The sequence below is a fragment of the Minwuia sp. IMCC3060 genome (genome assembly GCF_029909435.1).
GTDB lineage: Bacteria > Pseudomonadota > Alphaproteobacteria > Minwuiales > Minwuiaceae > Minwuia.
The window spans coordinates 1,807,333-1,828,516 of the sequence record NZ_CP123782.1 but is presented as its reverse complement, the minus strand read 5'-3'; the positions used below and the strand labels follow the sequence as shown (position 1 = coordinate 1,828,516).

At 64.5% G+C, this 21,184-nt stretch carries 19 protein-coding genes; 8 read left to right on the top strand and 11 right to left on the bottom strand.

Going from position 1 to position 21,184, the window contains the following annotated elements; genetic code table 11:
• Positions 1-26: 26 nt before the first annotated feature.
• The 4 genes from pheT to rpmI all read right to left on the bottom strand — a co-directional run bounded on the left by pheT (position 27) and on the right by rpmI (position 4,200).
• Positions 27-2,435 carry a phenylalanine--tRNA ligase subunit beta gene (gene pheT / locus QGV54_RS08660; RefSeq protein ID WP_281017244.1) on the bottom strand — a complete coding sequence of 803 codons (2,409 nt, stop codon included), beginning with the start codon at positions 2,433-2,435 and terminating at the stop codon, positions 27-29.
• Complete coding sequence (pheS, locus tag QGV54_RS08655; RefSeq protein WP_281017246.1) at positions 2,432-3,505, bottom strand: phenylalanine--tRNA ligase subunit alpha; 1,074 nt, start codon at positions 3,503-3,505, stop codon at positions 2,432-2,434. Before pheS ends, pheT begins: the two co-directional genes overlap by 4 nt.
• A gap of 102 nt (positions 3,506-3,607) precedes the next feature.
• Entirely contained in the window at positions 3,608-3,982 is a 375-nt protein-coding gene (gene rplT, locus QGV54_RS08650) for a 50S ribosomal protein L20 (protein ID WP_281017247.1), read from the bottom strand.
• A gap of 20 nt (positions 3,983-4,002) precedes the next feature.
• Complete coding sequence (gene rpmI, locus QGV54_RS08645) at positions 4,003-4,200, bottom strand: 50S ribosomal protein L35 (RefSeq protein ID WP_281019876.1); 198 nt, start codon at positions 4,198-4,200, stop codon at positions 4,003-4,005.
• Positions 4,201-4,814: 614 nt separating this feature from the next.
• Between rpmI and QGV54_RS08640 the strand changes: the two genes are divergently transcribed.
• From QGV54_RS08640 to QGV54_RS08610, 7 genes are all read left to right on the top strand, one after another.
• Positions 4,815-5,372: a GNAT family N-acetyltransferase gene (locus QGV54_RS08640; protein ID WP_281017248.1), complete on the top strand. Its 558-nt coding sequence runs from the start codon at positions 4,815-4,817 to the stop codon at positions 5,370-5,372.
• A 632-nt stretch (positions 5,373-6,004) separates the two neighbouring features.
• Positions 6,005-6,859, top strand: a complete 855-nt coding sequence (locus tag QGV54_RS08635) for a TauD/TfdA family dioxygenase (protein WP_281017249.1) — start codon at positions 6,005-6,007, stop codon at positions 6,857-6,859.
• 372 nt (positions 6,860-7,231) lie between these two features.
• Positions 7,232-8,215: a hypothetical protein gene (locus tag QGV54_RS08630; RefSeq protein WP_281017250.1), complete on the top strand. Its 984-nt coding sequence runs from the start codon at positions 7,232-7,234 to the stop codon at positions 8,213-8,215.
• Positions 8,216-8,287: 72 nt separating this feature from the next.
• Positions 8,288-8,809, top strand: a complete 522-nt coding sequence (locus QGV54_RS08625) for a TRAP transporter small permease (RefSeq protein ID WP_281017251.1) — start codon at positions 8,288-8,290, stop codon at positions 8,807-8,809.
• Positions 8,810-9,020: 211 nt separating this feature from the next.
• Complete coding sequence (locus QGV54_RS08620) at positions 9,021-10,343, top strand: TRAP transporter large permease subunit (RefSeq protein WP_281017252.1); 1,323 nt, start codon at positions 9,021-9,023, stop codon at positions 10,341-10,343.
• A gap of 138 nt (positions 10,344-10,481) precedes the next feature.
• The gene (locus QGV54_RS08615; protein WP_281017253.1) at positions 10,482-10,703 is read left to right on the top strand and encodes a type II toxin-antitoxin system CcdA family antitoxin; all 222 of its coding nucleotides are present in this window, start codon (positions 10,482-10,484) and stop codon (positions 10,701-10,703) included.
• Positions 10,703-11,002 carry a CcdB family protein gene (locus QGV54_RS08610; RefSeq protein WP_281017254.1) on the top strand — a complete coding sequence of 100 codons (300 nt, stop codon included), beginning with the start codon at positions 10,703-10,705 and terminating at the stop codon, positions 11,000-11,002. The genes QGV54_RS08615 and QGV54_RS08610 overlap by 1 nt, the downstream gene beginning before the upstream one ends.
• A gap of 7 nt (positions 11,003-11,009) precedes the next feature.
• On the opposite strand, the gene QGV54_RS08605 is transcribed toward QGV54_RS08610, so the two are convergent.
• The 7 genes from QGV54_RS08605 to mnmA form a co-directional block, all read right to left on the bottom strand.
• Positions 11,010-14,612 carry a hydantoinase B/oxoprolinase family protein gene (locus tag QGV54_RS08605; RefSeq protein WP_281017255.1) on the bottom strand — a complete coding sequence of 1,201 codons (3,603 nt, stop codon included), beginning with the start codon at positions 14,610-14,612 and terminating at the stop codon, positions 11,010-11,012.
• Between the two features lie 41 nt (positions 14,613-14,653).
• Complete coding sequence (locus QGV54_RS08600) at positions 14,654-15,937, bottom strand: TRAP transporter large permease (protein WP_281020135.1); 1,284 nt, start codon at positions 15,935-15,937, stop codon at positions 14,654-14,656.
• The gene (locus QGV54_RS08595) at positions 15,937-16,497 is read right to left on the bottom strand and encodes a TRAP transporter small permease (RefSeq protein ID WP_281017257.1); all 561 of its coding nucleotides are present in this window, start codon (positions 16,495-16,497) and stop codon (positions 15,937-15,939) included. Before QGV54_RS08595 ends, QGV54_RS08600 begins: the two co-directional genes overlap by 1 nt.
• A gap of 93 nt (positions 16,498-16,590) precedes the next feature.
• The gene (locus QGV54_RS08590) at positions 16,591-17,628 is read right to left on the bottom strand and encodes a TRAP transporter substrate-binding protein (protein ID WP_281017258.1); all 1,038 of its coding nucleotides are present in this window, start codon (positions 17,626-17,628) and stop codon (positions 16,591-16,593) included.
• A gap of 25 nt (positions 17,629-17,653) precedes the next feature.
• Complete coding sequence (locus QGV54_RS08585; RefSeq protein WP_281017259.1) at positions 17,654-18,460, bottom strand: putative hydro-lyase; 807 nt, start codon at positions 18,458-18,460, stop codon at positions 17,654-17,656.
• An 84-nt stretch (positions 18,461-18,544) separates the two neighbouring features.
• Positions 18,545-19,435: a LysR family transcriptional regulator gene (locus QGV54_RS08580; protein WP_281017260.1), complete on the bottom strand. Its 891-nt coding sequence runs from the start codon at positions 19,433-19,435 to the stop codon at positions 18,545-18,547.
• Positions 19,436-19,483: 48 nt separating this feature from the next.
• A complete protein-coding gene (gene mnmA, locus QGV54_RS08575; protein WP_281017261.1) occupies positions 19,484-20,623 on the bottom strand; it encodes a tRNA 2-thiouridine(34) synthase MnmA in 1,140 nt (379 codons plus the stop codon).
• Positions 20,624-20,758: 135 nt separating this feature from the next.
• Between mnmA and QGV54_RS08570 the strand changes: the two genes are divergently transcribed.
• On the top strand, positions 20,759-21,181 hold the full coding sequence (locus tag QGV54_RS08570) for a PaaI family thioesterase (protein WP_281017262.1): 423 nt from the start codon (positions 20,759-20,761) through the stop codon (positions 21,179-21,181).
• Positions 21,182-21,184 lie beyond the last annotated feature (3 nt).

Genomic DNA, 21,184 nt, shown 5'->3' with positions numbered 1-21,184 from the left:
CTGCGCGGCGGTTTCGGTCGAACGACTCAGCCGCGCAGGCTTGCGCCTACTGACTTGGCCATGTTGGCGATGACCTTTTCGCCGACCGCGTCGATTTCCTTGTCGGTCAGCGTGCGGTCCATGGGTTCCATTCGCACGGACATGGCCACGGACTTGGCATCCGCGCCGATGCGCTCGCCCTCGTAGAGGTCGAAGATGTCCACCGCCGTGATCAGGTTGCGATCGGCACCGCGGGCGGCGCGGATCATGTCGGCGACGGCCACATCGCGGGCAACGACGAAGGCGAAGTCGCGCGTCACGGCCTGGAAGTCGGAGACGGTCAGCGGCGGGCGCGTCGTCTTGCGACCGGCCTTCGGCTGCGGGATGGCATCCATGAACACCTCGAACCCGACCAGCGGCCCCTTGATGTCCAGTTCCTCCAGCACCGCCGGATGGATTTCGCCGAACTGCGCCAGCCGCAGCTTCGGACCCAACTGGATGACGCCCGAACGGCCCGGGTGATACCAGGCGGATGCACCGCGCGCGATCTGGACCTTGGACGTGTCCAGCCCGACGGCGTTCAGCAGGGCCTCCGCGTCGGCCTTGGCGTCGAATGCGTCCACGGCGCGGGGGCTGGCGGCCCAGTGACGGTCGCCGGTACGTCCGCGCCGTATGCCGCCGGCCACCGTGTCCTGCCCGTCAGGGGCATCGCTGCGGTACTGCGGACCGACCTCGAACAGGGCGATGTCGCCGTTGCCCCGTGCTGCATTGCGTGCGGCGGCGGTGATCAGGTTGGGCAGCAGCGACGGCCGCATGCAGTCCAGATCAGCGGAGATCGGGTTGGCGAGCCGCAGGGTCGCGTCGCCGCCACCGAACAGTTCCGCCTGCGCCTTCGGCAGGAACGACCAAGTCACGCATTCATACATGCCGCGCGCGGCCAGCGCCCGGCGGGCGGTGCGCACGTTGCGTTGCCCGGCCGTCAGGGAAGGGGTCGCCACGTCGCTGAGACGCGGCAGCTGCACGGTCTCGATATGGTCATAGCCGAAGATGCGAACGACATCCTCGACCAGGTCGGCTTCGCCATCCACATCGATGCGCCAGCTCGGCACGCTGACCTGCATGTCCTCGCCCTCACCTTCGACGCCGAAACCGAGGTCGCTCAGGATACGGCGGGTCTCTGTCTCCGGCACCTGCACACCGCCCAGGGAGGCGATTCGGCTCTGGCGCAGGCGCAGGGTGCGTGACTGGTCAGGAATCGCACCCGTCTGCACGATGTCACTGGCCTCGCCACCGCAGAGCGTGGTCACCAGACGCGCCGCGACATGGATGCCCCAGGCCACGCTTTCCGGGTCGACGCCGCGTTCGAAGCGATAGCGGGCATCGGAATCGATACCGTGCCGCCGACCGGTCTGGGCCGTGCGAACCGGATCGAACCAGGCGCTCTCGATGAAGACGTTCACCGTCTCCGCCGTACAGCCGTTCGCCGCGCCACCCATCACGCCACCGAAGCCATGGGCGCCGGAGTCGTCGGCGATGACGCATTCGGTGCCCGCCATCTCGTAGGTCCTGTCGTCCAGCGCGACGAAGGACTCGCCTTCGCGTCCCAGACGGACCTGGATGTCGCCCTGCACCTTGTCCGCGTCGAAGACATGTAGCGGGCGGCCAAGGTCGTAGGTGACGAAGTTGGTGATGTCGACCAGTGTCGAGATCGGGCGCAGGCCGATGGCCTTCAGCCGTCGCTGCATCCACTCAGGGCTCGGGCCATTCCTCACACCACGGACGTAGCAGCCGTGAAAAACCGGGCAGGCATCCGCCGTCGCCGGATCGTCGAAGGTGAAGCGTACCCCGATGGGGGAGGGGAAGGCACCGCCGACTGGGCTGCGGTCGAACGGCTTCAGGGTGCCCAGTCCGGCAGCGGCCAGATCGCGGGCGATGCCGTGGATGCCGAGGCACTCCTGGCGGTTCGGCGTGATCGCCACCTCGATCACCGGATCGTCCAGCCCGACGACACCGGCGAACGGCACACCCACGGGTGCGTCTGCGGCCAGTTCGATGATGCCGTCATGTTCGTTCGACAGCCCCATCTCCCGCTCTGACACCAGCATGCCGTTGGAGTCGACACCGCGGATCTTCGTCGGCTTCAGGGTAAGGCCGGTGCCCGGAATGGTCAGGCCGGAGCGGGCGAAGACGCCCTTCATGCCCGTCCGCGCATTGGGCGCGCCGCAGACCACCTGCTCGATACCGCTGCCGGTATCGACCTTGCAGACGCGCAGCCGGTCGGCGTCCGGGTGCGGCACGGCCTCCACCACATGGGCCACTGTGTAGTCGGCCAGTTCGGCGGCGCGGTCAGTGACGCTCTCCACCTCCAGCCCCACGGCGGTCAGCTTCTCCAACACCTGTTCCAGGGTCGCATCTGTCTCCAGATGATCCTTCAGCCAGCCAAGGGTGAGTTTCATCGGCTCAGCCCCCCGCCCAGCGATGGCACATCTGTCGGCTGGAACCCGTAATGGCGCAGCCAGCGGACATCCGAATCGAAGAAGGCGCGCAAGTCAGGGATGCCGTACTTCAGCATCGCGATCCGGTCGATGCCCATGCCCCAGGCAAAGCCCTGCCACTCTTCCGGGTCCAGCCCGCAGGCGCGCAGGACGTTCGGGTGGACCATGCCGCAGCCGAGGATTTCCAGCCAGTCGGTGCCTTCACCGATGCGGATCTGGCCCTTGTCGAAGGAACAGCCGATATCGACCTCCGCGGACGGTTCCGTGAAGGGGAAATAGCTGGGGCGGAAGCGCATCCGCACCTCGTCCAGTTCGAAGAAGGCGCGGCTGAAGGCTTCCAGCGTGCCCTTCAGATGTCCCATGTGCAGGTTCCGGTCGATCACCAGCCCCTCGATCTGATGGAACATCGGCGTATGGGTCATGTCGGAGTCGGAACGGTAGGTGCGGCCCGGAATGACGATGCGGTGCGGCGGGTCCTGCGTCTCCATGGTGCGGATCTGCACCGAGGAGGTATGAGTCCGCAGCAGCATCCGCTCCCCGTCGTCCTTCGGATCGAAGAAGAAGGTGTCGTGCATGTCCCGCGCCGGGTGGGCCGGCGGGAAGTTCAGGGCCGTGAAGTTGTGGAAATCATCCTCGATGTCCGGCCCTTCGGCGATGGCGAAGCCCATGTCGGCGAAGATCTCGGTGATCTCGTCCACCACCTGGCTGACCGGATGGATGCGGCCCGTCACCTCGGGCCGGGCGGGCAGGGTGATGTCCACCTGCTCCGCGGCCAGGCGCACTTCCAGCTCCGCGCGCTTCAGGGCGGTGCGGCGGTCGTCGATGGCCTGGTTGAGGGAATTCTTCAGCGCGTTCAGGCGCGGGGCGACCTGCTGGCGCTCGGCGGGGTCCATCTTGCCCAGGCCACGCATGACCTCGCTCAGACGGCTCTTCTTCCCCAGGGTGGCGACACGTGCCGCCTCCAGATCGCCAAGATTTGCGGCGTCCGTGATCTGGCCGATCAGGTCGGCCTCAAGCTTCTCGATATCCATTGTTCAACGCTGCTCGCTGTGGGTCCGGCGGGAACAGGCCCGAACCGCATTCAGGTACGGGCCTGTTCCACCAGATCAGTCGAGGCGTCAGCCGCCGGTCGCTTACTCGGCGGCGTACTTTGCCTCGCGGGCGGCCCGGGCCTGATCGACCAGAACCTTGAAGGCGGCGGGATCGCGCACGGCGATGTCGGCCATTACCTTGCGGTCAACTTCGATGCCTGCATGCTTCAGGCCGTCGATAAAGACGCCATAGGTCATGCCATGCTCGCGCACGCCGGCGTTGATGCGCTGGATCCAGAGGGCGCGGAAATTCCGCTTCTTCACCCGCCGGTCGCGATAGGCGTACTGCAGTGACTTCTCGACCCGTTCGCGGGCCATGCGGATGGTGTTGTTGCTGCGGCCGCGGAAACCCTTGGCCTGCTTCATGACTTCCTTGTGGCGCGCCCTGCTGACGACGCCACGCTTTACACGTGCCATTTCTCTGCGTCTCCTTCAGGTCAGCCGTAAGGCATGTATTGCTTGACGATCTTCGCATCGCAGTCGGCCATGATGGTCGTGCCGCGCTGGTTGCGGATCTGCTTCTGGGTTCGTTTGATCATGCCGTGGCGCTTGCCCGCCTGCTGCATGCGCACCTTGCCGGTGGCAGTAAGGCGGAACCGCTTCTTGGCGCCGCTCTTTGTCTTCATCTTGGGCATTTGCTTCCTCTCTCGATGGATGATGCGGGACGGAGCCCCCATCTGCTGAACGGTCAACGCGGCATGCCCTGCCGGAAGACCGGTGAAGCGCGGCTTATAGCGGCTGCCCGCGCCGGTTTCAAGCCTTGCCGCCGCTTCGCCCAAGCCCCCGCACGAATGCGCTGTCGGCAGGCTGCGGATCGTGCTACATTACGTTGCGTAAACCACATGAAGCGGAGGCTATGAAAATGACGCCACCGAACCAGGCAGTGACCTGCTGAACATCCGGTGTCAGGCCCTGACGGGCCAGCAGACACCATTGGTCGAAACTGAGCGTCGCGGGCCGCATCCCCAAGGGGCGGTGCGACGCGAACAGGCCGGAGAAATCACCGGCCAGCCGTACATACGGTAACATCGCTGCCCAGGGTCCGATCCGCAGGGCGCACCCTCCGTCCGGTCATCATCTTTCCCGCCGGTCGCAGTGGCGCGACACCTGGAAGGCCCGCCATTCAGGCTATACAGACGGGCAGCAGCGCAAGACAGACCTCCGTGCCTGGACAGGGCTCCGCCGTTATCCCCAAACCGGCGGGGCCCTGTTATTGTGGCGCCCGTTTCAGCCATGAGCCGGTTTCCCAATGACCAGAATACCCATGCAGATCAGTCGGTTCCGCGCCGATGATGTCACGGCGGTTGCGGCGCTCTACGGGCGCGCGGTGCGTATCGGCGCGCGCCAGGCCTATCCACGCAAGGCCCTGCTTGCCTGGGCCAGACCACGCCTGTCGATGCGGTTCTTCCGCAATCGCATGCTGCCCACCTGGACCTTCGTCGCGACCGTGCCCGGCGGCGGGGCGACGCGACAGCGATTCCCGGGTGCGGGGCAGGGCGGCAGCCTCGGGCACGGCGGGGAGGTCGTGCTGGGCTTCGCGGAGATCATGCAGGACGGCCACGTCCGCATGCTGTTCACCGACCCTGCGGCCACCCGCAGCGGCATCGCCAGCCGCCTGCTGGTCCACGCCCTGGACCACGCCCGCAGCCACGGAATCACCAGTTTCACCACCGATGCCAGCCGCCTCTCCCGCCCCGTCTTCGCCCGCGCCGGTTTCCGCCCCATGGGCCACCGCCTCCGCGCCGTCGCCGGAGCAAGGCTGCTGACCACGCGGATGGTGCTGCGACCGGGGAGGCATGCCGTCTGACGCCTGATTCTGTCGCCTCAGAGAGGCTTCTGCCGAAAGTCTCTCATCATGCTGACCGTGTTTCCGGATACGGAGAGAACCTTCCAGCCCAGATAGGCGTACAGGCTGATGTTGTCCTTCATGGGTTATGGGTATTGAGGTGCATTTCCGTGTAGCCGTTGTTGCGCACCTCGGTGATCGTGTTCGTGGATCGTGCATGCGCAGATTCAATGCATTCCAAGATTGAACCGGTCTCGGAGACGACCTCTGGGCGGATAGTGGCAATCATTCCTGGCATTCCCAAGGGCAGGTTACGGGGAACAGCAACATGAAAGCGGTTGTGGGATGTTGGTGGTGTCTGTCTGGTGGTCGACGTGATGACGCTCTTCGGCGAAGGTGGGCCAGCAGGTTTCGGCCAGCCACAAACTACCTGCTTCCATAATTTTCCATAATATTGATTATACGATATTTACGACGGTCGGCGGAGAGGCGCGAAAACCTCCTGAAACATTCCCCTGTCTGGTCCGCAATACGCCCATGCGCATCTCGCGCCTGTTCCCTCTAATGCACTTGTGTTAAACCGACGCCTGACACATGCAGGACATTGAACCGGAACCGGCACAGAACCGGTCCGCAGGCGGGAGATCACAATCATGGCCGACACAGCAGCGCAGCCATTCAAAATCGAACCCACACCCGGCGGTGTCGGTGCCTTCGTGCAGGGTATCGATCTGGCCAATGATCTGAGCAGCAACACGGTCGGCGCGCTGCGCCAGGCCCTGGGCGATCATTGTGTGCTGTTCTTCCGCGATCAGAAGCTGACACCGGACCAGCATATCGAGGCAGCGGAGAAGTTCGGCGAGATCAACGTCAACCGCTTCTTCTCCCGTGTTCCGACACACGACAAGATTGCCCTGGTCGTCAAGGAACCGGACCAGACGGCCAATATCGGCGGTGCCTGGCACACGGACCATTCCTACGATCAGATCCCCGCCATGGGTTCCATGCTGCTGGCGCGGCAAACGCCGACGCGCGGCGGTGACACGCTGTTCGCCAACATGTACGCGGCCTACGACAGTCTCTCCGACGGTCTGAAGCAGACCCTGAACGGCCTGCGTGCGGTCCATTCCAGCCGACACCGCTTCGGCCCGAACGCCCAGGGGCGTGAAGGCTACAAGGGTCGTCTGGGCAATGCCGAGCTGGCGCAGCAGGATGCCGTGCATCCGGTGGTCATCAGTCACCCGATCAGCGGCCGCAAGGCGCTCTACGTCAACGACGCCTTTACGCTGCAGTTCGAGGGCTGGACGAAGGAAGAGAGCGAGCCGTTGCTGAAGATGCTCTACGCCCATGCGTCCCGGCCCGAGCATACCTACAGGTTCCAGTGGGCACCGGGATCGATCGCATTCTGGGACAACCGGGCAAGCTGGCACTATGCCGTCAACGACTATCACGGCGCCCGGCGGGAGATGCACCGCATCACGCTGGAGGGTGAGGCGCTCGACGCCTGACCGCAGGCCGCCTGCGCCCTTCCTACCAGACCTCGCCAGAGCTTGACCCGGGTGCCGGCAGTGCCGCACGCACGTGGGAGACTGGGCTCGCGGATCAAGTCCGCGAGCATCGTGGGAGGTGGAGAGGGTGAACTGTCCCTGCCCCCCAAGCCACGCTGTACCCGGGCTTGATCCGGGTACCCAGAGTGCCGCGCAGACGTCGGAGCATGGGCTCACGGATCAAGTCCGCGAGCGTCGTCTTTCCGGAAGGGCGAGCAACAACAGACGGTTCCCACGGGAATGTCGCGCACGCCCATTCCACCCCCGTACCCTTGCGCTGCCCCCTGCCCCTGTTCATAGTTTCCCCAACGAAAAAACAGGGAGGGGAAGCCAATGCGCTATCCGGATATTCGCGGTCTCGTGACCGCAGCGGCCCTCGGGGTCGCGGCACTGGCCGGTGCCAGCGCGGCACAGGCCCAGACGACACTCGTCGCGGCAAGCTGCTTTCCGCAGAATTCGTTCTTTTCCAAGCGCTTCGAAAGCGTTGTGAAACAGATAAACGAGCAGGGTGGCCAGACCGTCAAGATCAACTATCTGGGGGGCGCGCCCGCCATTGGCAGCCCCTTCACCATGGTGCAGAAGCAGGCACAGGGCGTCTATGACCTGGTGAACTGCACCGGTGCCTATTACCAGAACGTGGTGCCGGAGGCGGATGCCTGGAAACTGCTGGAACGGACGCCGGACGAGATCCGCGCCAATGGCGGCTGGGCGCTGATGGAGGAGATCCACGGCAACAAGAACCTGAAGCCGCTGGGGCGCATCCACTACGGCACCCCGTTTCACCTCTACCTCGGCAAGGGCAAATCCATCGACAAGCCGGACCTGACCGGCCTGCACCTGCGCGTCGCGCCGATCTACACCAACTTCTTCAAGGCGCTGGGCGCCACCACGCAGAATTCGGACCTGGCACAGATCTACCCGCTGATGGAGAACGGCACGGTCGGCGGCTTTGGCTGGCCGATCACCGGCATGCGTCCGGGCTGGGAAGAAGTCACCGCATCGCGCGTCGATCCCGGTTTCTATGATGCCGACATCAATGTGCTGGTGAACCTGAAGAGCTGGAACGGCCTGAGCGACAAGGCGCGGAAGTTGATCACCACGGTCGTCATGCAGATGGAGAAGAAGGCGGTCGGCGTCGACAAGACCGCCGTCGAGAAGTCCATGGCGAAACAGGCTGAGCAGTACACCATCATCACCTTTACCGGCGATGACCGGGCGAAGTGGCTGGGTACGGCACGTGACGCAGGCTGGGCCGGGCTGGAGGAGACCAGCCCCGCCAATGCGGCGAAGCTGCGTGCGCTGTTCGCGAAGGAATAGTCCACTGGTCGGGGACGCGGGGGATCGTGCCGTGTGGCGCGGTCCCCTGTTTCGTTTCGGAAACCGGATGACATGACCGCCCTCGCCGCCATCGACCGCGCCTTCGGGGTCGCCTACGGGCTGGTCGGCCTGCTGGTCGGGCTGACTGTCGGCGGTTTCGCGCTGTCCATTTCCGTGGACCTGGCGCTGCGCCTGTTCGGCTGGGGCAACCTGTCGGGCCTCAACGAGATCATCGAGTATCTGCTGTTTGCCGGCGTGTTCCTGGGTGCCCCCTGGGTCCTGCGTCAGGGGTCGCACGTGCGCGTCGATCTGCTGGTCGGCAACCTGCCCGCCCCCCTCGCCCGTGGGCTGGAGCGTCTGCTGGATCTCGTCGGATGTGCCGTCTGTCTGGTACTGGTCCACTACGGCTGGGTCAGTCTGGACAGCGCCTGGATGTTCCAGTCGATGCAGCACAAGTATTTCGCCATGCCCGAATGGGTGCTGCTGTCGGTCTTCGTCGCCTGTTTCACCCTGCTGGCCATCGAGTTCCTGTTCCGTCTGCTGCGCGGCGGCGCGGCCCCCGATGCGGAAACCGACCAAGCGAAGGGGTTGTGATGCTGGCTGCGATGGCCCGATACCGCGGTGACCAATCGCCACCGCCGGGATTCCCCCCCACCTCGATCCTCCCCCTCCAGGGGGAAGGAAGGAGCACCGCCGCATCACGGCATTTCCCCTCTTCCCCCCTTGCGGGGGAAGTGGCCGCGAAGCGGTCGATGGGGGGTGCAGCCGAAGGCTACCCCGCCTCGACCACGGCGGACCACCAGTCATGATCATGGAGTGGTACTGGGCGCTGGCCATGATGCTGGGCATCGTCATCGGGCTGATGTTTCTCGGCCTGCCGGTGGTATTTGCCTTCTTCGCCGCCAATATCGTCGGCGTCTATGTCTTCATGCGCGGCGAGATCGGCCTGTCGGTGATGCCGATCGAGTATGTCTTCGCCATCTCCCGCTTCTCCCTCGTCCCGGTGGCGCTGTTCATCCTGATGGGCGAGATCCTGTTCCAGACCGGGGTGGCATTCCGGGCGATCAAGGCCATCGACCGCATGATCGCGCGGATGCCGGGACGGCTGACCGTCGTCTCCATCGCGGGGGGCACCGTCTTCTCCTCCCTCTCCGGCTCGACCATCGCCAATACGGCCATCCTGGGCAGTGTCATGCTGCCCGACATGCTGAAACGCGGCTATCAGCCGAAGCTCGCCATGGGTCCGATCATGGCGGTTGGCGGCATCGCCATGCTGATTCCGCCCTCCGCGCTGGCCGTGCTGCTGGCCAGCCTGGCGGAGCGCTCCATCAAGGATCTGCTGATCGCCGGTATCCTGCCCGGCATCCTGATGGCGATCCTGTTCGTGGTCTATGTCATGGCACGCTGCCGCATGAATCCGTCCCTCGCCCCGGTCGATGACGAGCCGGAGACCGCGCACGGCTGGGAACGCTGGGGCCCGTTCGTGCGCGATGTGCTGCCGCTGTTCACCATCTTCGCGGTGGTGGTGGGCAGCATCTTCTTCCGTGTCGCGGCCCCGGAGGAAGCGGCGGCGCTGGGCTGTGTCGCCGCCCTGGTGGTCTGCGCCTGCTATGGCGAACTGACCTTCGCGCGGCTGAGGAAGGCGCTGACCGAGACGGCCAGGATCAACGTCATGATCCTGTTCATCATCGCCGGTTCCCTCACCTTCTCCCAGGTGCTGCAGATCTCCGGTGCGACCAGCGGCCTGCTGCAGCTTGTGGGCGGTCTGAACCTGACACCGATCACCGCCATGGCGCTGATGATGCTGATCCTGCTGTTCCTCGGCGCCTTCATGGATCAGGTCTCCATGGCGCTGCTGACCCTGCCCTTCTTCCTGCCCATCGCCGACAGCCTGGGCATGAACCCGATCTGGGTCATGGTGATGATGCTGATCGCCATGGAAATCAGCCTGCTGACGCCGCCGTTCGGGCTGCTGCTCTACATCATGAAAGGCGTGGCCCCGCAGGAGATCCGCCTGACCCAGATCTATGCCGCCGCCCTGCCCTTCATCGGACTGGAACTGCTGGTGCTGGTCTTCCTGATGCTGTTCCCGGAGATCGCCGTCTGGCTGCCGGGACAGTTCAGGTAGCCGGCGCGCAAGAAACCTGTTCCGGTCGACAGTTCTGGTCTCTCGACATACGCCGGTTCCCGACAGCTATCGAGGGTCGTGTCTGTTGTCTCGCCATTGGTTATGCGCATAAGATATGCGCAACAGACGAGGAAAATCATGGCGAAAATTCGTACAAACCTGTCTCTGGAAAGCGAACTGGTTGCAGAGGCCAAGGCGCTCAAGGTGAACATGTCACTCGCTGCCGAGTCCGGGGTCCAGGATGCAGTTTGCAAGGCCAGGGAAGAGGCATGGCGGCGTGACAATGCCGCTGCTATCGGTTCGTACAACGAATGGGTGGAGGAAAACGGTATTCCATTGAGTGAATTCCGCCAGTTCTGATGCCACGCTACGATGTCTTTCCCGGGCCGAATGATGACAGCCTTCTGCTTGATGTTCAGGCTGATCTTCTGGACGAAATGAGCACCAGGGTGGTGGTGCCGCTGATGGAAAGATCCGCGGCACCGCAGGCCGCGGACCGGCTGAACCCGGAATTCACCATCAACGGCAAGCAATACGTGATGGTCACCCAGTTGCTGGCAACCGTACCGGCATCATTGCTGCGCCAGCCGGTTTCCAGCCTTTCGCCCGAGTTCGCGAAGATTTCGGGCGCACTGGATTTCCTGTTTCAGGGTTACTGACGAGGCTTCACGCAGACCCGAATCCCCCGCCCCCCGGGCTTTCGATGATGATGGCGTCGCCGGGGTTCAGGTCTGCGATCGACCAGCCGGGGCGCTGTTCGGTGTCGCCGTTGGCGCGGACGACGAAGTTCCTGCCCACGGCCCCGTCTTCACCGCCGTTCAGGCCGAACGGTGCGACCTTGCGATGGCTGGAGAGGAAGGAGGCCGTCATTGCCTCCCGGAACTGGATCCGGCGCACGGTGCCGTCGCCGCCATGGTGTGCGCCCTTGCCGCCTGATCCGGTGCGGACGTGGAAATGCTCCAGGATCACGGGATAGCGGAATTCCAGCACTTCCGGGTCGGTCAGGCGGGTATTGGTCATATGGGTATGGACCGCACTGGTGCCGTCAAAGTCCGGCCCGGCCCCTGCCCCGCCACAGATGGTTTCGTAGTACTGATGGCGTTCATTGCCGAAGGTGAAGTTGTTCATGGTGCCCTGCGCGGCCGCCATGACCCCCAGCGCACCGAACAGGCAGTCGGTAATGCACTGGCTGGTCTCCACGTTCCCGGCCACGACGGCGGCCGGATAGACCGGACGCAGCATGGATTTCTCCGGGATGATGACCTTCAGCGGTTTCAGACAGCCGCCGTTCAGCGGGATCTCCGAATCCACCAGACAGCGGAAGACATAGAGCACCGCCGCATAGGCCACCGCCGTCGGCGCGTTGTAGTTGGTGGGGTGGGTCTCGGAGGTGCCGGTGAAGTCGATCACGGCGGAGCGGTCATCATGGTCGATACTGACCTTCACCTGAATGACGGAACCATCGTCCATCGGATAGCTGAATTCCCCGTCGTGCAGCACGTCGATAACGCGGCGCACGGATTCCTCCGCATTGTCCTGCACATGGCCCATGTAAGCCCGCACCACGTCGAGGCCGAAATCCTCCACCATGCGCCGCAGTTCCCGCGCGCCCTTCTCGCAGGCGGCAATCTGGGCGGCCAGGTCGGCCATGTTCTGGTGCGGATTGCGCGCCGGATACTTGCCGGAGCTCAGCAGATCGATGGTTTCCTGTTCAAGCAGTTTGCCACCATCGACGAGCAACACATTGTCCAGCAACACACCTTCCTCCTCCACATTGGTGGAGTCGGGGGGCATGGAGCCGGGCGTCTTGCCGCCAATGTCGGCGTGATGGCCGCGCGATGCGGTATAGAACAGCACCTCTGCCCCCGCATCGTCATAGACCGGGGCAATGACGGTGACGTCAGGCAGATGCGTGCCGCCGTTGTAGGGCGCGTTCAGCATGTAGACGTCGCCGGGCTTCATCGTCGCCGCGTTCTCCCTGACAACGGTCTTGATGGATTCCGACATGGAGCCGAGATGCACCGGCATGTGCGGCGCATTGGCGATCAGTTCCCCCGCTGCATCAAAGACAGCGCAGGAGAAGTCCAGCCGCTCCTTGATGTTCACCGAATAGGCCGTGCGCTCCAGCACCACGCCCATCTGCTCGGCGATGTTCATGAACAGGTTGTTGAAGATCTCCATCATCACCGGATCGGCTTCGGTGCCGATGGCGCGGGCGTTGCTGCGCGCCTCCACCCGGCGCACGATCAGATGCCGTTTCGCCGTCAGTTCAGCCTGCCAGCCCGGTTCTATGACGGTGGTCGAGGTCGGTTCGCGAATGATCGCCGGACCACTGATCGTGGCGCCCGGCTGCATCGTCTCACGGTCGAAGACACCGGTCCTGTGCTCCTCGCCCGCCATCCATGACGAGACCTCGGCGATGCGGTCCGGTTCGTTGGCGACACCGTCGCTCTCCGGATCGTCGATGACATCACCGGGGGCCATGGCCTCCACCGTTGCCGCTTCGACGATGATTGTCTTCTCGGGGCTGGTGAAGCCGAACTGCTGGCGATGCGCGGTCTCGAAGGCCTGCTTCGTCTCTTCCAGGCTGCCGAAGGCGATGGCCAGCGCGGTATCGGAGCCGTCGTAGCGCACCAGCGCGCCGCGCCGGGTCTCGATCACTTCCGCGGCAATGTCCTGCGCCAGAAGTTCCTTCTCCGCTTCCGTGGCCAGCGCATCATGGACGCGACCGACCTCCGCCACACCGGCGTCGTCCAGCGGCAGTTCAACCGCGCGTTCGCGCAGCGCCCGCGTGTCGGCCAGGCCCATGCCATAGGCGGACAGCACACCGGCATGCGGGTGCAGCAGCACCGTCTCGACGCCCAGCTTGTCGGCCACCAGGCAGGCATGCTGCCCCCCTGCCCCGCCAAAGCAGTTCAGGACGTACTTGGACACGTCGTAGCCACGCTGGATGGAGATCTTCTTGATCGCATTGGCCATGTTCTCGACCGCGATCTCCAGAAAGCCTGCCGCGACCTGCTCCGGGGTCCGGCTGTCGCCGGTCTCCGCCGAGATGCGGGCCGTCAGTTCCTCGAACTTCTGCCGCACGGCCTCGGCGTCCAGCGGTTCATCGCCATTCGGGCCGAAGACATGCGGAAAATGATCCGGCTGCAGCTTGCCCAGCATGACGTTGCAGTCCGTGACCGCCAGTGGTCCGCCCTTGCGATAGCAGGCCGGTCCCGGATTGGCCCCGGCGGAGTCCGGCCCCACCTGATAGCGCCCGTCCTCGAAATGCAGGATCGAGCCACCACCGGCGGCAACCGTGTGGATCAGCATCATCGGCGCGCGCATGCGGACCCCGGCCACATTGGTCTCGAAGGCCCGTTCGAACGTGCCGTCATAGTGGGACACGTCAGTGGAGGTGCCGCCCATGTCGAAGCCGATGACCTTGCCGAAGCCCGCCATCTCTGCGGTGCGGACCATGCCGACGACGCCGCCTGCCGGGCCGGACAGGATCGCATCCTTGCCCTGGAACAGGTTGGCGTCGGTCAGCCCGCCGTTCGACTGCATGAACATCAGCCGCACATCGCCCAGCTCGCTCGCCACCTGATCGACATAGCGGCGCAGGATCGGCGACAGATAGGCATCGACCACGGTGGTGTCGCCCCGGCTGACGATCTTCATCAGCGGGCTGGTCTCGTGGCTGGTGGAAACCTGGGTGAAGCCGATTTCCCGGGCCAGATCGGCCACGGCCTTCTCGTGGGCCGGATAGCGGTAGCCGTGCATGAACACGATGGCCGCAGCCCGGATTCCATCGTCGAACACGGCCTGCAGTTCCTGCCGCGCAGTGTCCAGGTCCAGTGCCTCCAGTTCCTCACCGGCCGCATCGACCCGGCCTGGCACCTCGATCACGCTGTCGTAAAGCATCTCCGGCAGTTCGATATTCAGCGCGAACAGGTTCGGGCGGTTCTGGTAACCGATGCGCAGCACATCGCGGAAGCCGCGATTGGTCACGAACAGGCAACGGTCGCCCTTCCGCTCAAGCAGGGCATTGGTGGCGACGGTGGTCCCCATCTTCACCGCCTCGATCTGGTCGGAGGGGATGGGATCATCCGGGCCGAGACCCAGCAGGTCGCGAATGCCCTGAACGGCGGCATCACGGTACCGCTCCGGGTTCTCCGACAGGACCTTGTGCGTCACCACCGACCCGTCAGGACGACGCCCGACGATATCGGTGAAGGTCCCGCCACGATCGACCCAGAACTGCCACATGGAATTCATCTCCTTCATCATCTCGCCTGCCGTGATTCCCGCGCACATGGTCCCGGACCTTAATAGAACAGTCCGGGCAACCAGAGTGCGATCTCGGGAAAGATCAGCAGCATTGCGATCATTGCAAACATGGTCAGAACAAAGGGAGCCGCACCGATCATGACGTCGGACAGCGGTCCCTTGTCGCGAACGCCCTGCACGACATAAAGGTTGATGCCGATGGGGGGTGTTATCAGTGCCGTTTCCAGCAGCACCATCAGCAGGATGCCGAACCAGACCGGATCAAACCCCAGCGCCACGACGATCGGCGTGATCAGCGGCGCGGTGGTCAGCAGCATCGACAGGGTTTCCATGAAACAGCCGATGACGACCAGAACGGCGATCAGCATCAGCATGGTCTGCATGGGGGTCAGGCCCAGACCGGTGACGAAGTCCGCCAGTGCCTGGGTCAGGCCGATGATCGACAGCACGAAGTTCAGGAACACGGCGGCAAAGATGATCAGCATGATCATCGATGTCGTCCGCATCGTGCCCTCCAGCGCGCTGCGCAGCATCGACAGGGTCAGTGTCCGGTTGGACGCGGCCAGGATCAGTGCGGCAACGACACCCAGCGACGCGGCTTCGGTCGGCGTCGCCAGACCGGCGTAGATGGACCCGACAACCACGATGAAGATCCCGATGGGCGGCAGCAGCGCCGGCAGCGCGGCAATGCGCTCTGCCCAGGTCACGCTGATCGGCTCCCCGCCCCATGAACGGCGATAGAGGCACAGCACGATCACCGTCACCATGAACAGCGCCGCCAGCAGGAAGCCCGGTAGGAAGCCCGCGAGGTAGAGCTCCGGCACCGATGTGTCGGTCAGCAGCCCATAAAGGATCAGGTTGATCGATGGCGGGATCAGGATGCCCAGCGTACCGCCTGCGGCGATGGTGCCGAGGAACAGCCGCTCGTTGTAGCCGCGCCGCTCGATCTGCGGGATCGCGACCGTGCCGATGGTGGCGGCTGTGGCAACGGAGGAACCGGAGGTGGCGGCGAACAGCGCGCAGGAGCCCGTGTTCGCGTGCATCAGGCCGCCCGGCAACCAGCCGAGCCACTTCACGATGCCTTCGTACATGCGTTCCGCGATGCCGGAGCGCAGCAGGATCTCGCCCAGCAGCACGAACATCGGGATGGCCACAAGGATGAAATCCGTGCCGGTCTGCCAGACCATGTCGCCAAGCGCACGATGCAGCGGCATCGGGCTTTCCATGTACTGCAGGGTGAGACCCGGCCAGCCAAGGGCGGCAGCCACCGGCACCGCGAGCGCGATGAGGGCGAGCAGGATGACCAGTGTCTTGGTGAGCATCAGGCTGTCTCGTCTTCGATCTGTTCGTCCAGGGTCTTCACCCCGATCAGACGATCAGCACCGGCGCCGTCGCGCCGCAGCAGGGCGACGATGGCCCCGACGAACAGCAGTACCCCGCACAGGACGAAGAAGATCCAGCCGGCCAGCCAAGGTATCTGGGGAATGGCCAGCGGCGTGCGCATTGGCGTGATGGAGCGCGACCCGTGGGCCAGTGTGTCCGCGACCATGCCCCAGCCCATCCAGGCGATGATGCCCGCGAAGCCGGTCAGCAGGGCCAGGCCAATGAAGTTCAGACCTGTGCGCGCCGGTCCGGGGAGCAGCAGGAAAATGGCATCGACCCGGATATGGGCGCGTTCGAAAAGCGCGAAGGCAAGGCCCAGGCTGGTGGCCACGCCGAAGGCATAGCCGGAAATCTCGTCGGCACCGCCGATACTGACGCCCGCGAACTTGCGGACGAAGATCTCGACCGTGACCAGCAGGGCGGAGAGCAGGATCATCCCGCCGCCGATCCAGACCAGCAGGCGCGAAAAGCGGTGAGTGGCATCTATCAGGCGCAGCATCTGAGGTACCCCGCTGGAGGTGTGGCAGAGAACTCCGGCCATCCCCGGGGAGGAGACAAGGGGATTGCCGGAGTCACGGCAACGAAGGCTGGATCAGTTGGCCTTCGCCGTCAGTCCGAGCAGGCTGCCCACGGTGGCGTTCCAGTTCGATGCACACTCGGCACCGCAACGTTCCGCCCACCGGGCCAGCACCACCTCGTTGGCGACCTTGTCGCGCAGCGCCAGGTCCGCAGCCGACGGTTCCACCAGCACCATCGCGCCGGGTTCGCCGATGTCGCACTTGCCGCCGGTGATGCAGCTGATCGCCACCTCGTCCTCGGTCGCGGTCTCGGCCCACATCTCATCGGTCAGCTTGCCGATCTCGTCGGTCAGCAGTTTCTGCTGCTCGGCCGACAGGGCGTTCCACTTCTTCATGTTCATGGCACCGAAGGCCAGGCCCCAGCCGACACGCAGCGTGTAGGCATGCGTTGCCACTTGGTGCCACTTCGCCTTGTAGGCGGACATGGTGCCGGTGATGCCGCAATCGACGACGCCCTTCTCCAGCGCCGGAATGACCTCGGCGAAGGGCACGGTGACGGAGGTGCCACCCACGCCCTCGACGAAATCACCCAGGGTCGTGGCATAGACCCGGATCTTCTTGCCCTTCAGGTCCTCGATGCCGTTGACCTCGCCATTGCACCACAGCGTCTGGCTGGGGAACGGATAGAGGGTCAGCAGCTTCGCGTTGTAGTACTTGGCAAAGGCTTCCTCCAGGGTCGGGAAATAGGCTTCCGCCACCTTGCGCTGGGTCGCGATGTCCTGGGTCACGGAAGAGAGATCGGCACCTTCGAAGATGGCATTCTCCGCCGCCACATAGCCCGGCAGGCCAAAGGCGAAGTCGAACACGCCGTTCTTCACCAGACGCATGATCTCGAAACCCTTCAGGCCCAGTTCGGTCTGCGGCTTGATCTCGCCAATGATCGAACCACCGGACACGGCGGCGATCCGTTCGTTCCAGAACGGCCCTTCGTGCTTCTGGTAGTTGGTCAGGCTGCCCCAGGTACCAACAGCCTTCACCACGACCGGCCCATCGGCCAGTGCAGCGGTTGCCGTCACCGCGAGGGCGGCGGCGAGAGTTGCGATTCTTTTCATTATCTTGTTCTCCCTGTTTGAGACTTCAGTTGAGGATCGCGTTCGTCTGGTCGTCGATATCGGTGATCAGCATCCGGCCTGGCGTATGGGTGATGCAGATCTCCGGTCGTGCGTTGGTCAGTGCGTTCTGGGGGGTCACACCACAGGCCCAGAACACGGGCACCCCTTCCGGCCCACAGGGTGGGTCGCCCCAGTCCGGCACCTGCAGGTCGGCGATACCGATCTCCGCCGGGTCGCCCTGATGAATGGGGGCACCATGTGCCCATGGAAAGGCCGCAGTCACCTCGATGGCGCGGGCAACCTGGTCCGCCGCGATATAGCGCATGGACACCACCATGCCGCCGCCAAACGGGCCGACCGCCTCGGTCGCGATATTGGTCCGGTACATCGGCACGGTCCGGTCGGCATCGATGTGGTGCATGGGGATACCCGCCGCCATCAGCGCATGCTCGAATGTGAAGGAGCAGCCCAGGGCGAACCCGACGAGATCGTCGCGCCAGAATGCGGAGACGTCGCTGACCGTCTCGGTCAGCCGGCCGTCGCGATAGATGTTGTAGGCTGGCACATCGGTGCGCAGGTCAATGTCACCCAGTGCCGGCAGATTGGGGCTGCCCGGTTCCGTCACACCGACCAGCGGACAGGGACGGGCATTGCGCTCGCAGAACGTCCGGAAGTCACCGGCCATGGCACGCGGCAGGATGGCGAGGTTGGTCTGCAGCTTGCCCGCTGCGAGACCGGCAGTGTGTCCAGTGTATCTGCCGCTGCGTATCGCGGCACGCACCCCCTGGACACCAGCGCCCTTCAGCCCCTCGAACGTTTCCGCCACCGCCATGTCCCCTGTTCCCTTCCGTTACGCAGCACAACGGTAAGGTGCAGGGCTCCATTCGATCAAATTTCAATTTTGGATCAAATTTGATCAGGAATTCTGATCATAGCGCTCCGCGATACGCCGCGCTATCTCGGCAGCCTGTCCGCCCACGGCGCTTTCCGGCGCGCCGAGGTAGGATGCGGTGAAAGCCAGCGGTTCCGGGCTCCAGCCGGGATCGAAACGCTCGATCTCGCCGCTCTTCAGCGCCTGATCGGCGAGCGCCAGGGGCAAGGCACCGACGCCCAGGCCCGATGCAACCAGCCTGAAACAGGCCGAGAGCGAGGAGGACGGGAAGAGCACCACCCCGGGGCCATAGCGTTCCAGCATGACCTCCTTCAGGACGCGGAAGGGCCGGGTATCGCGGGCAAAGGTGATGACCGGCGACGACAGGAATATCTCCTCCGCACTCATGCCTCCGATCCGGCCGGGTGCACAGAACCAGGCGATGGGATAGTCCGGCAGATGCACGTTCTCCACACGGTAGTTGGAGACCGGACCCATCAGGATCGCGAAATCGATGGCACTGGCCAGCAGCCGGTCGCGCAGGTTCTGCGAGATGTCGACGTCGATCTCCACCGACAGCCGGGGAAAGGCCGCTCGCAGCTCGGCAATGAACTCCGGCAGCCATGACTGCACGATGGTCTCCGACACGCCGATGCGGAACAGCTGGTCGATACTGTCGGGGCGCGCCACATCGCGCTGGATCAGGTCGTTCAGCTTCAGGAACTGCTCGGCATAGCCGACCAGGGCGATGCCGTCCTTGGTCAGCGCCATCCCGGCCTTGCGGTCGAACAGGGTGACACCCAGTGCCTCCTCCAGCCCCTTGAGCCTGGCGGTGACGGCCGGTTGCGTCAGATGCAGCGTCTCCGCGGCGCGGCGCACGCCGCCGGCCTGTGCGACGGCCAGAAAGGTCCGTATCTGATCGAACGTGAAGCGCATGAATGACGATCCCTGATCCAGCCTGTCGCCAGGTGCAGTTGTCAGGTGTCAGGCGGCGATTGCGCTTTCCGCCTCGACGATCCAGCCGCCACCCAGCACCCGGTCATCATCGTAGAAGACACAGGCCTGACCTGGCGAGACCCCGAACTCCGGCGCAGCGAACTGCATCGTCGCCATGCCGTTGCCGGCCGGGATCAACCGGCCTGGCACGGCGTCGGCAGTATTGCGGATGCGGGCCATGACCGCCCTGCCCTCGACCGGCAGCGGTTCGTCCCCCAGCCAGTTGAGTTCATTCACCGTCAGGCTGGCGCAGGCCAGCGCCTCCCGCGGGCCGACGACGACCTCCGCCCGTGACGGGTCCAGCCGGACAACGAAGCGCGGTTCCGTATGGCCGCCCGCCTCTCCGCCCAGCCCCAGGCCCTTCCGCTGACCGATGGTGTAGCCGATGATCCCGTCATGCTGTCCCAGTACCGCACCGGACAGGTCGACGATGTTGCCGGGCACACGGGCGTCGGGGCGCAGTTTCTCGATCACCCGGCGATAGTCGCCGTTCGGCACGAAGCAGATGTCCTGGCTGTCCGGCTTCGCGGCCACGGGCAGGTCGAACCGCTCTGCCAGCGCCCGCACTTCGGACTTCGGCAGGTCACCGAGGGGGAAGCGCAGGAATTCAAGCTGCTCAGCCGTGGTGGCGAACAGGAAATAGCTCTGGTCCCGGCTGTCATCGACCGCTGCCCGCAGTTCGGCTCCGCCCTCACCGGTCACGCGGCGGACATAGTGGCCCGTGGCGAGGGCGTCCGCGCCCAGATCCCGCGCGGTCTGCAGCAGATCGCGGAACTTGACGGTCTGGTTGCAGCGGATGCAGGGCACCGGGGTCTCGCCACGCAGATAGCTGTCGGCGAAATCGTCGATCACCGCGTCCCGGAAACGGCTCTCGTAGTCCAGCACATAGTGCGGGATGCCGATCCGTTCCGCCACGCGCTGCGCGTCGAGGATGTCCTGCCCGGCGCAGCAGGCCCCCTTGCGCTCCACGGCGGCACCATGGTCGTAGAGCTGCAGGGTGATCCCGACGGTGTCGTAACCGGCCGCCTTCACCATTGCCGCAGTCACCGAGGAGTCGACGCCCCCGGACATGGCAACCACCACACGGGTTTCCGAACGGGGCCTAGCGATGTTCAGATCCAGCTCCATGGCGCTGCATATAGGCGGTTTCGGCGGTTCGTGAAACCACCGCGGCCATTGTTCCCGGCGAAACCGTCGCGCTTGACTGACCATGCCCCCTCGGGCAAGTCAGCATGACATGCTCACAGCGCCGGAGATCAGGCCATGGCCGCCGTTATGACACCCGATGAACTGACGGACCTGCTGGCGCGGGAGTTCCCGCAATCCAGCCATCTGGGCATGGTGATCGAGCAGGCCGGGGACATGACGGCGCGCCTGCGCATGCCGGTGAATGAAACGCATCTGCGACCCGGCGGCACTGTTTCTGGCCCGACGCTGTTCTGGATGGCGGATGTTGGTCTCTACATTGCGGTCATGGCCATGGTGGGGCCGAAGACCCAGTCGGTCACCACATCGATCACCATGAATTTCCTGCGCCTGCCAACCCCGGCGGACATCATTGCGGAAGTGCGATTGCTGAAACTGGGTCGCCGTCTCGCTGTGGGTGAAGTTTCATTGTTCTCGGACGGCATGGCGGACCCGGTGGCGCATGTGACCGGTACCTATGCGCTGCCACCCGAGTCCTGAAGC

Excerpts from the sequence above, each read along its gene's own strand:
- QGV54_RS08580 (WP_281017260.1), bottom strand. The coding sequence starts at position 19,435 with ATGCGCTTCACGTTCGATCAGATACGGACCTTTCTGGCCGTCGCACAG.
- QGV54_RS08570 (WP_281017262.1), top strand. The coding sequence starts at position 20,759 with ATGGCCGCCGTTATGACACCCGATGAACTGACGGACCTGCTGGCGCGG.
- QGV54_RS08585 (WP_281017259.1), bottom strand. The coding sequence starts at position 18,460 with ATGGCGGTGGCGGAAACGTTCGAGGGGCTGAAGGGCGCTGGTGTCCAG.
- QGV54_RS08590 (WP_281017258.1), bottom strand. The coding sequence starts at position 17,628 with ATGAAAAGAATCGCAACTCTCGCCGCCGCCCTCGCGGTGACGGCAACC.
- QGV54_RS08605 (WP_281017255.1), bottom strand. The coding sequence starts at position 14,612 with ATGAAGGAGATGAATTCCATGTGGCAGTTCTGGGTCGATCGTGGCGGG.
- rpmI (WP_281019876.1), bottom strand. The coding sequence starts at position 4,200 with ATGCCCAAGATGAAGACAAAGAGCGGCGCCAAGAAGCGGTTCCGCCTT.
- mnmA (WP_281017261.1), bottom strand. The coding sequence starts at position 20,623 with ATGGAGCTGGATCTGAACATCGCTAGGCCCCGTTCGGAAACCCGTGTG.
- QGV54_RS08635 (WP_281017249.1), top strand. The coding sequence starts at position 6,005 with ATGGCCGACACAGCAGCGCAGCCATTCAAAATCGAACCCACACCCGGC.
- QGV54_RS08600 (WP_281020135.1), bottom strand. The coding sequence starts at position 15,937 with ATGCTCACCAAGACACTGGTCATCCTGCTCGCCCTCATCGCGCTCGCG.
- rplT (WP_281017247.1), bottom strand. The coding sequence starts at position 3,982 with ATGGCACGTGTAAAGCGTGGCGTCGTCAGCAGGGCGCGCCACAAGGAA.
- QGV54_RS08595 (WP_281017257.1), bottom strand. The coding sequence starts at position 16,497 with ATGCTGCGCCTGATAGATGCCACTCACCGCTTTTCGCGCCTGCTGGTC.
- pheS (WP_281017246.1), bottom strand. The coding sequence starts at position 3,505 with ATGGATATCGAGAAGCTTGAGGCCGACCTGATCGGCCAGATCACGGAC.
- QGV54_RS08620 (WP_281017252.1), top strand. The coding sequence starts at position 9,021 with ATGATCATGGAGTGGTACTGGGCGCTGGCCATGATGCTGGGCATCGTC.
- pheT (WP_281017244.1), bottom strand. The coding sequence starts at position 2,435 with ATGAAACTCACCCTTGGCTGGCTGAAGGATCATCTGGAGACAGATGCG.
- QGV54_RS08610 (WP_281017254.1), top strand. The coding sequence starts at position 10,703 with ATGCCACGCTACGATGTCTTTCCCGGGCCGAATGATGACAGCCTTCTG.
- QGV54_RS08615 (WP_281017253.1), top strand. The coding sequence starts at position 10,482 with ATGGCGAAAATTCGTACAAACCTGTCTCTGGAAAGCGAACTGGTTGCA.
- QGV54_RS08630 (WP_281017250.1), top strand. The coding sequence starts at position 7,232 with ATGCGCTATCCGGATATTCGCGGTCTCGTGACCGCAGCGGCCCTCGGG.
- QGV54_RS08640 (WP_281017248.1), top strand. The coding sequence starts at position 4,815 with ATGACCAGAATACCCATGCAGATCAGTCGGTTCCGCGCCGATGATGTC.
- QGV54_RS08625 (WP_281017251.1), top strand. The coding sequence starts at position 8,288 with ATGACCGCCCTCGCCGCCATCGACCGCGCCTTCGGGGTCGCCTACGGG.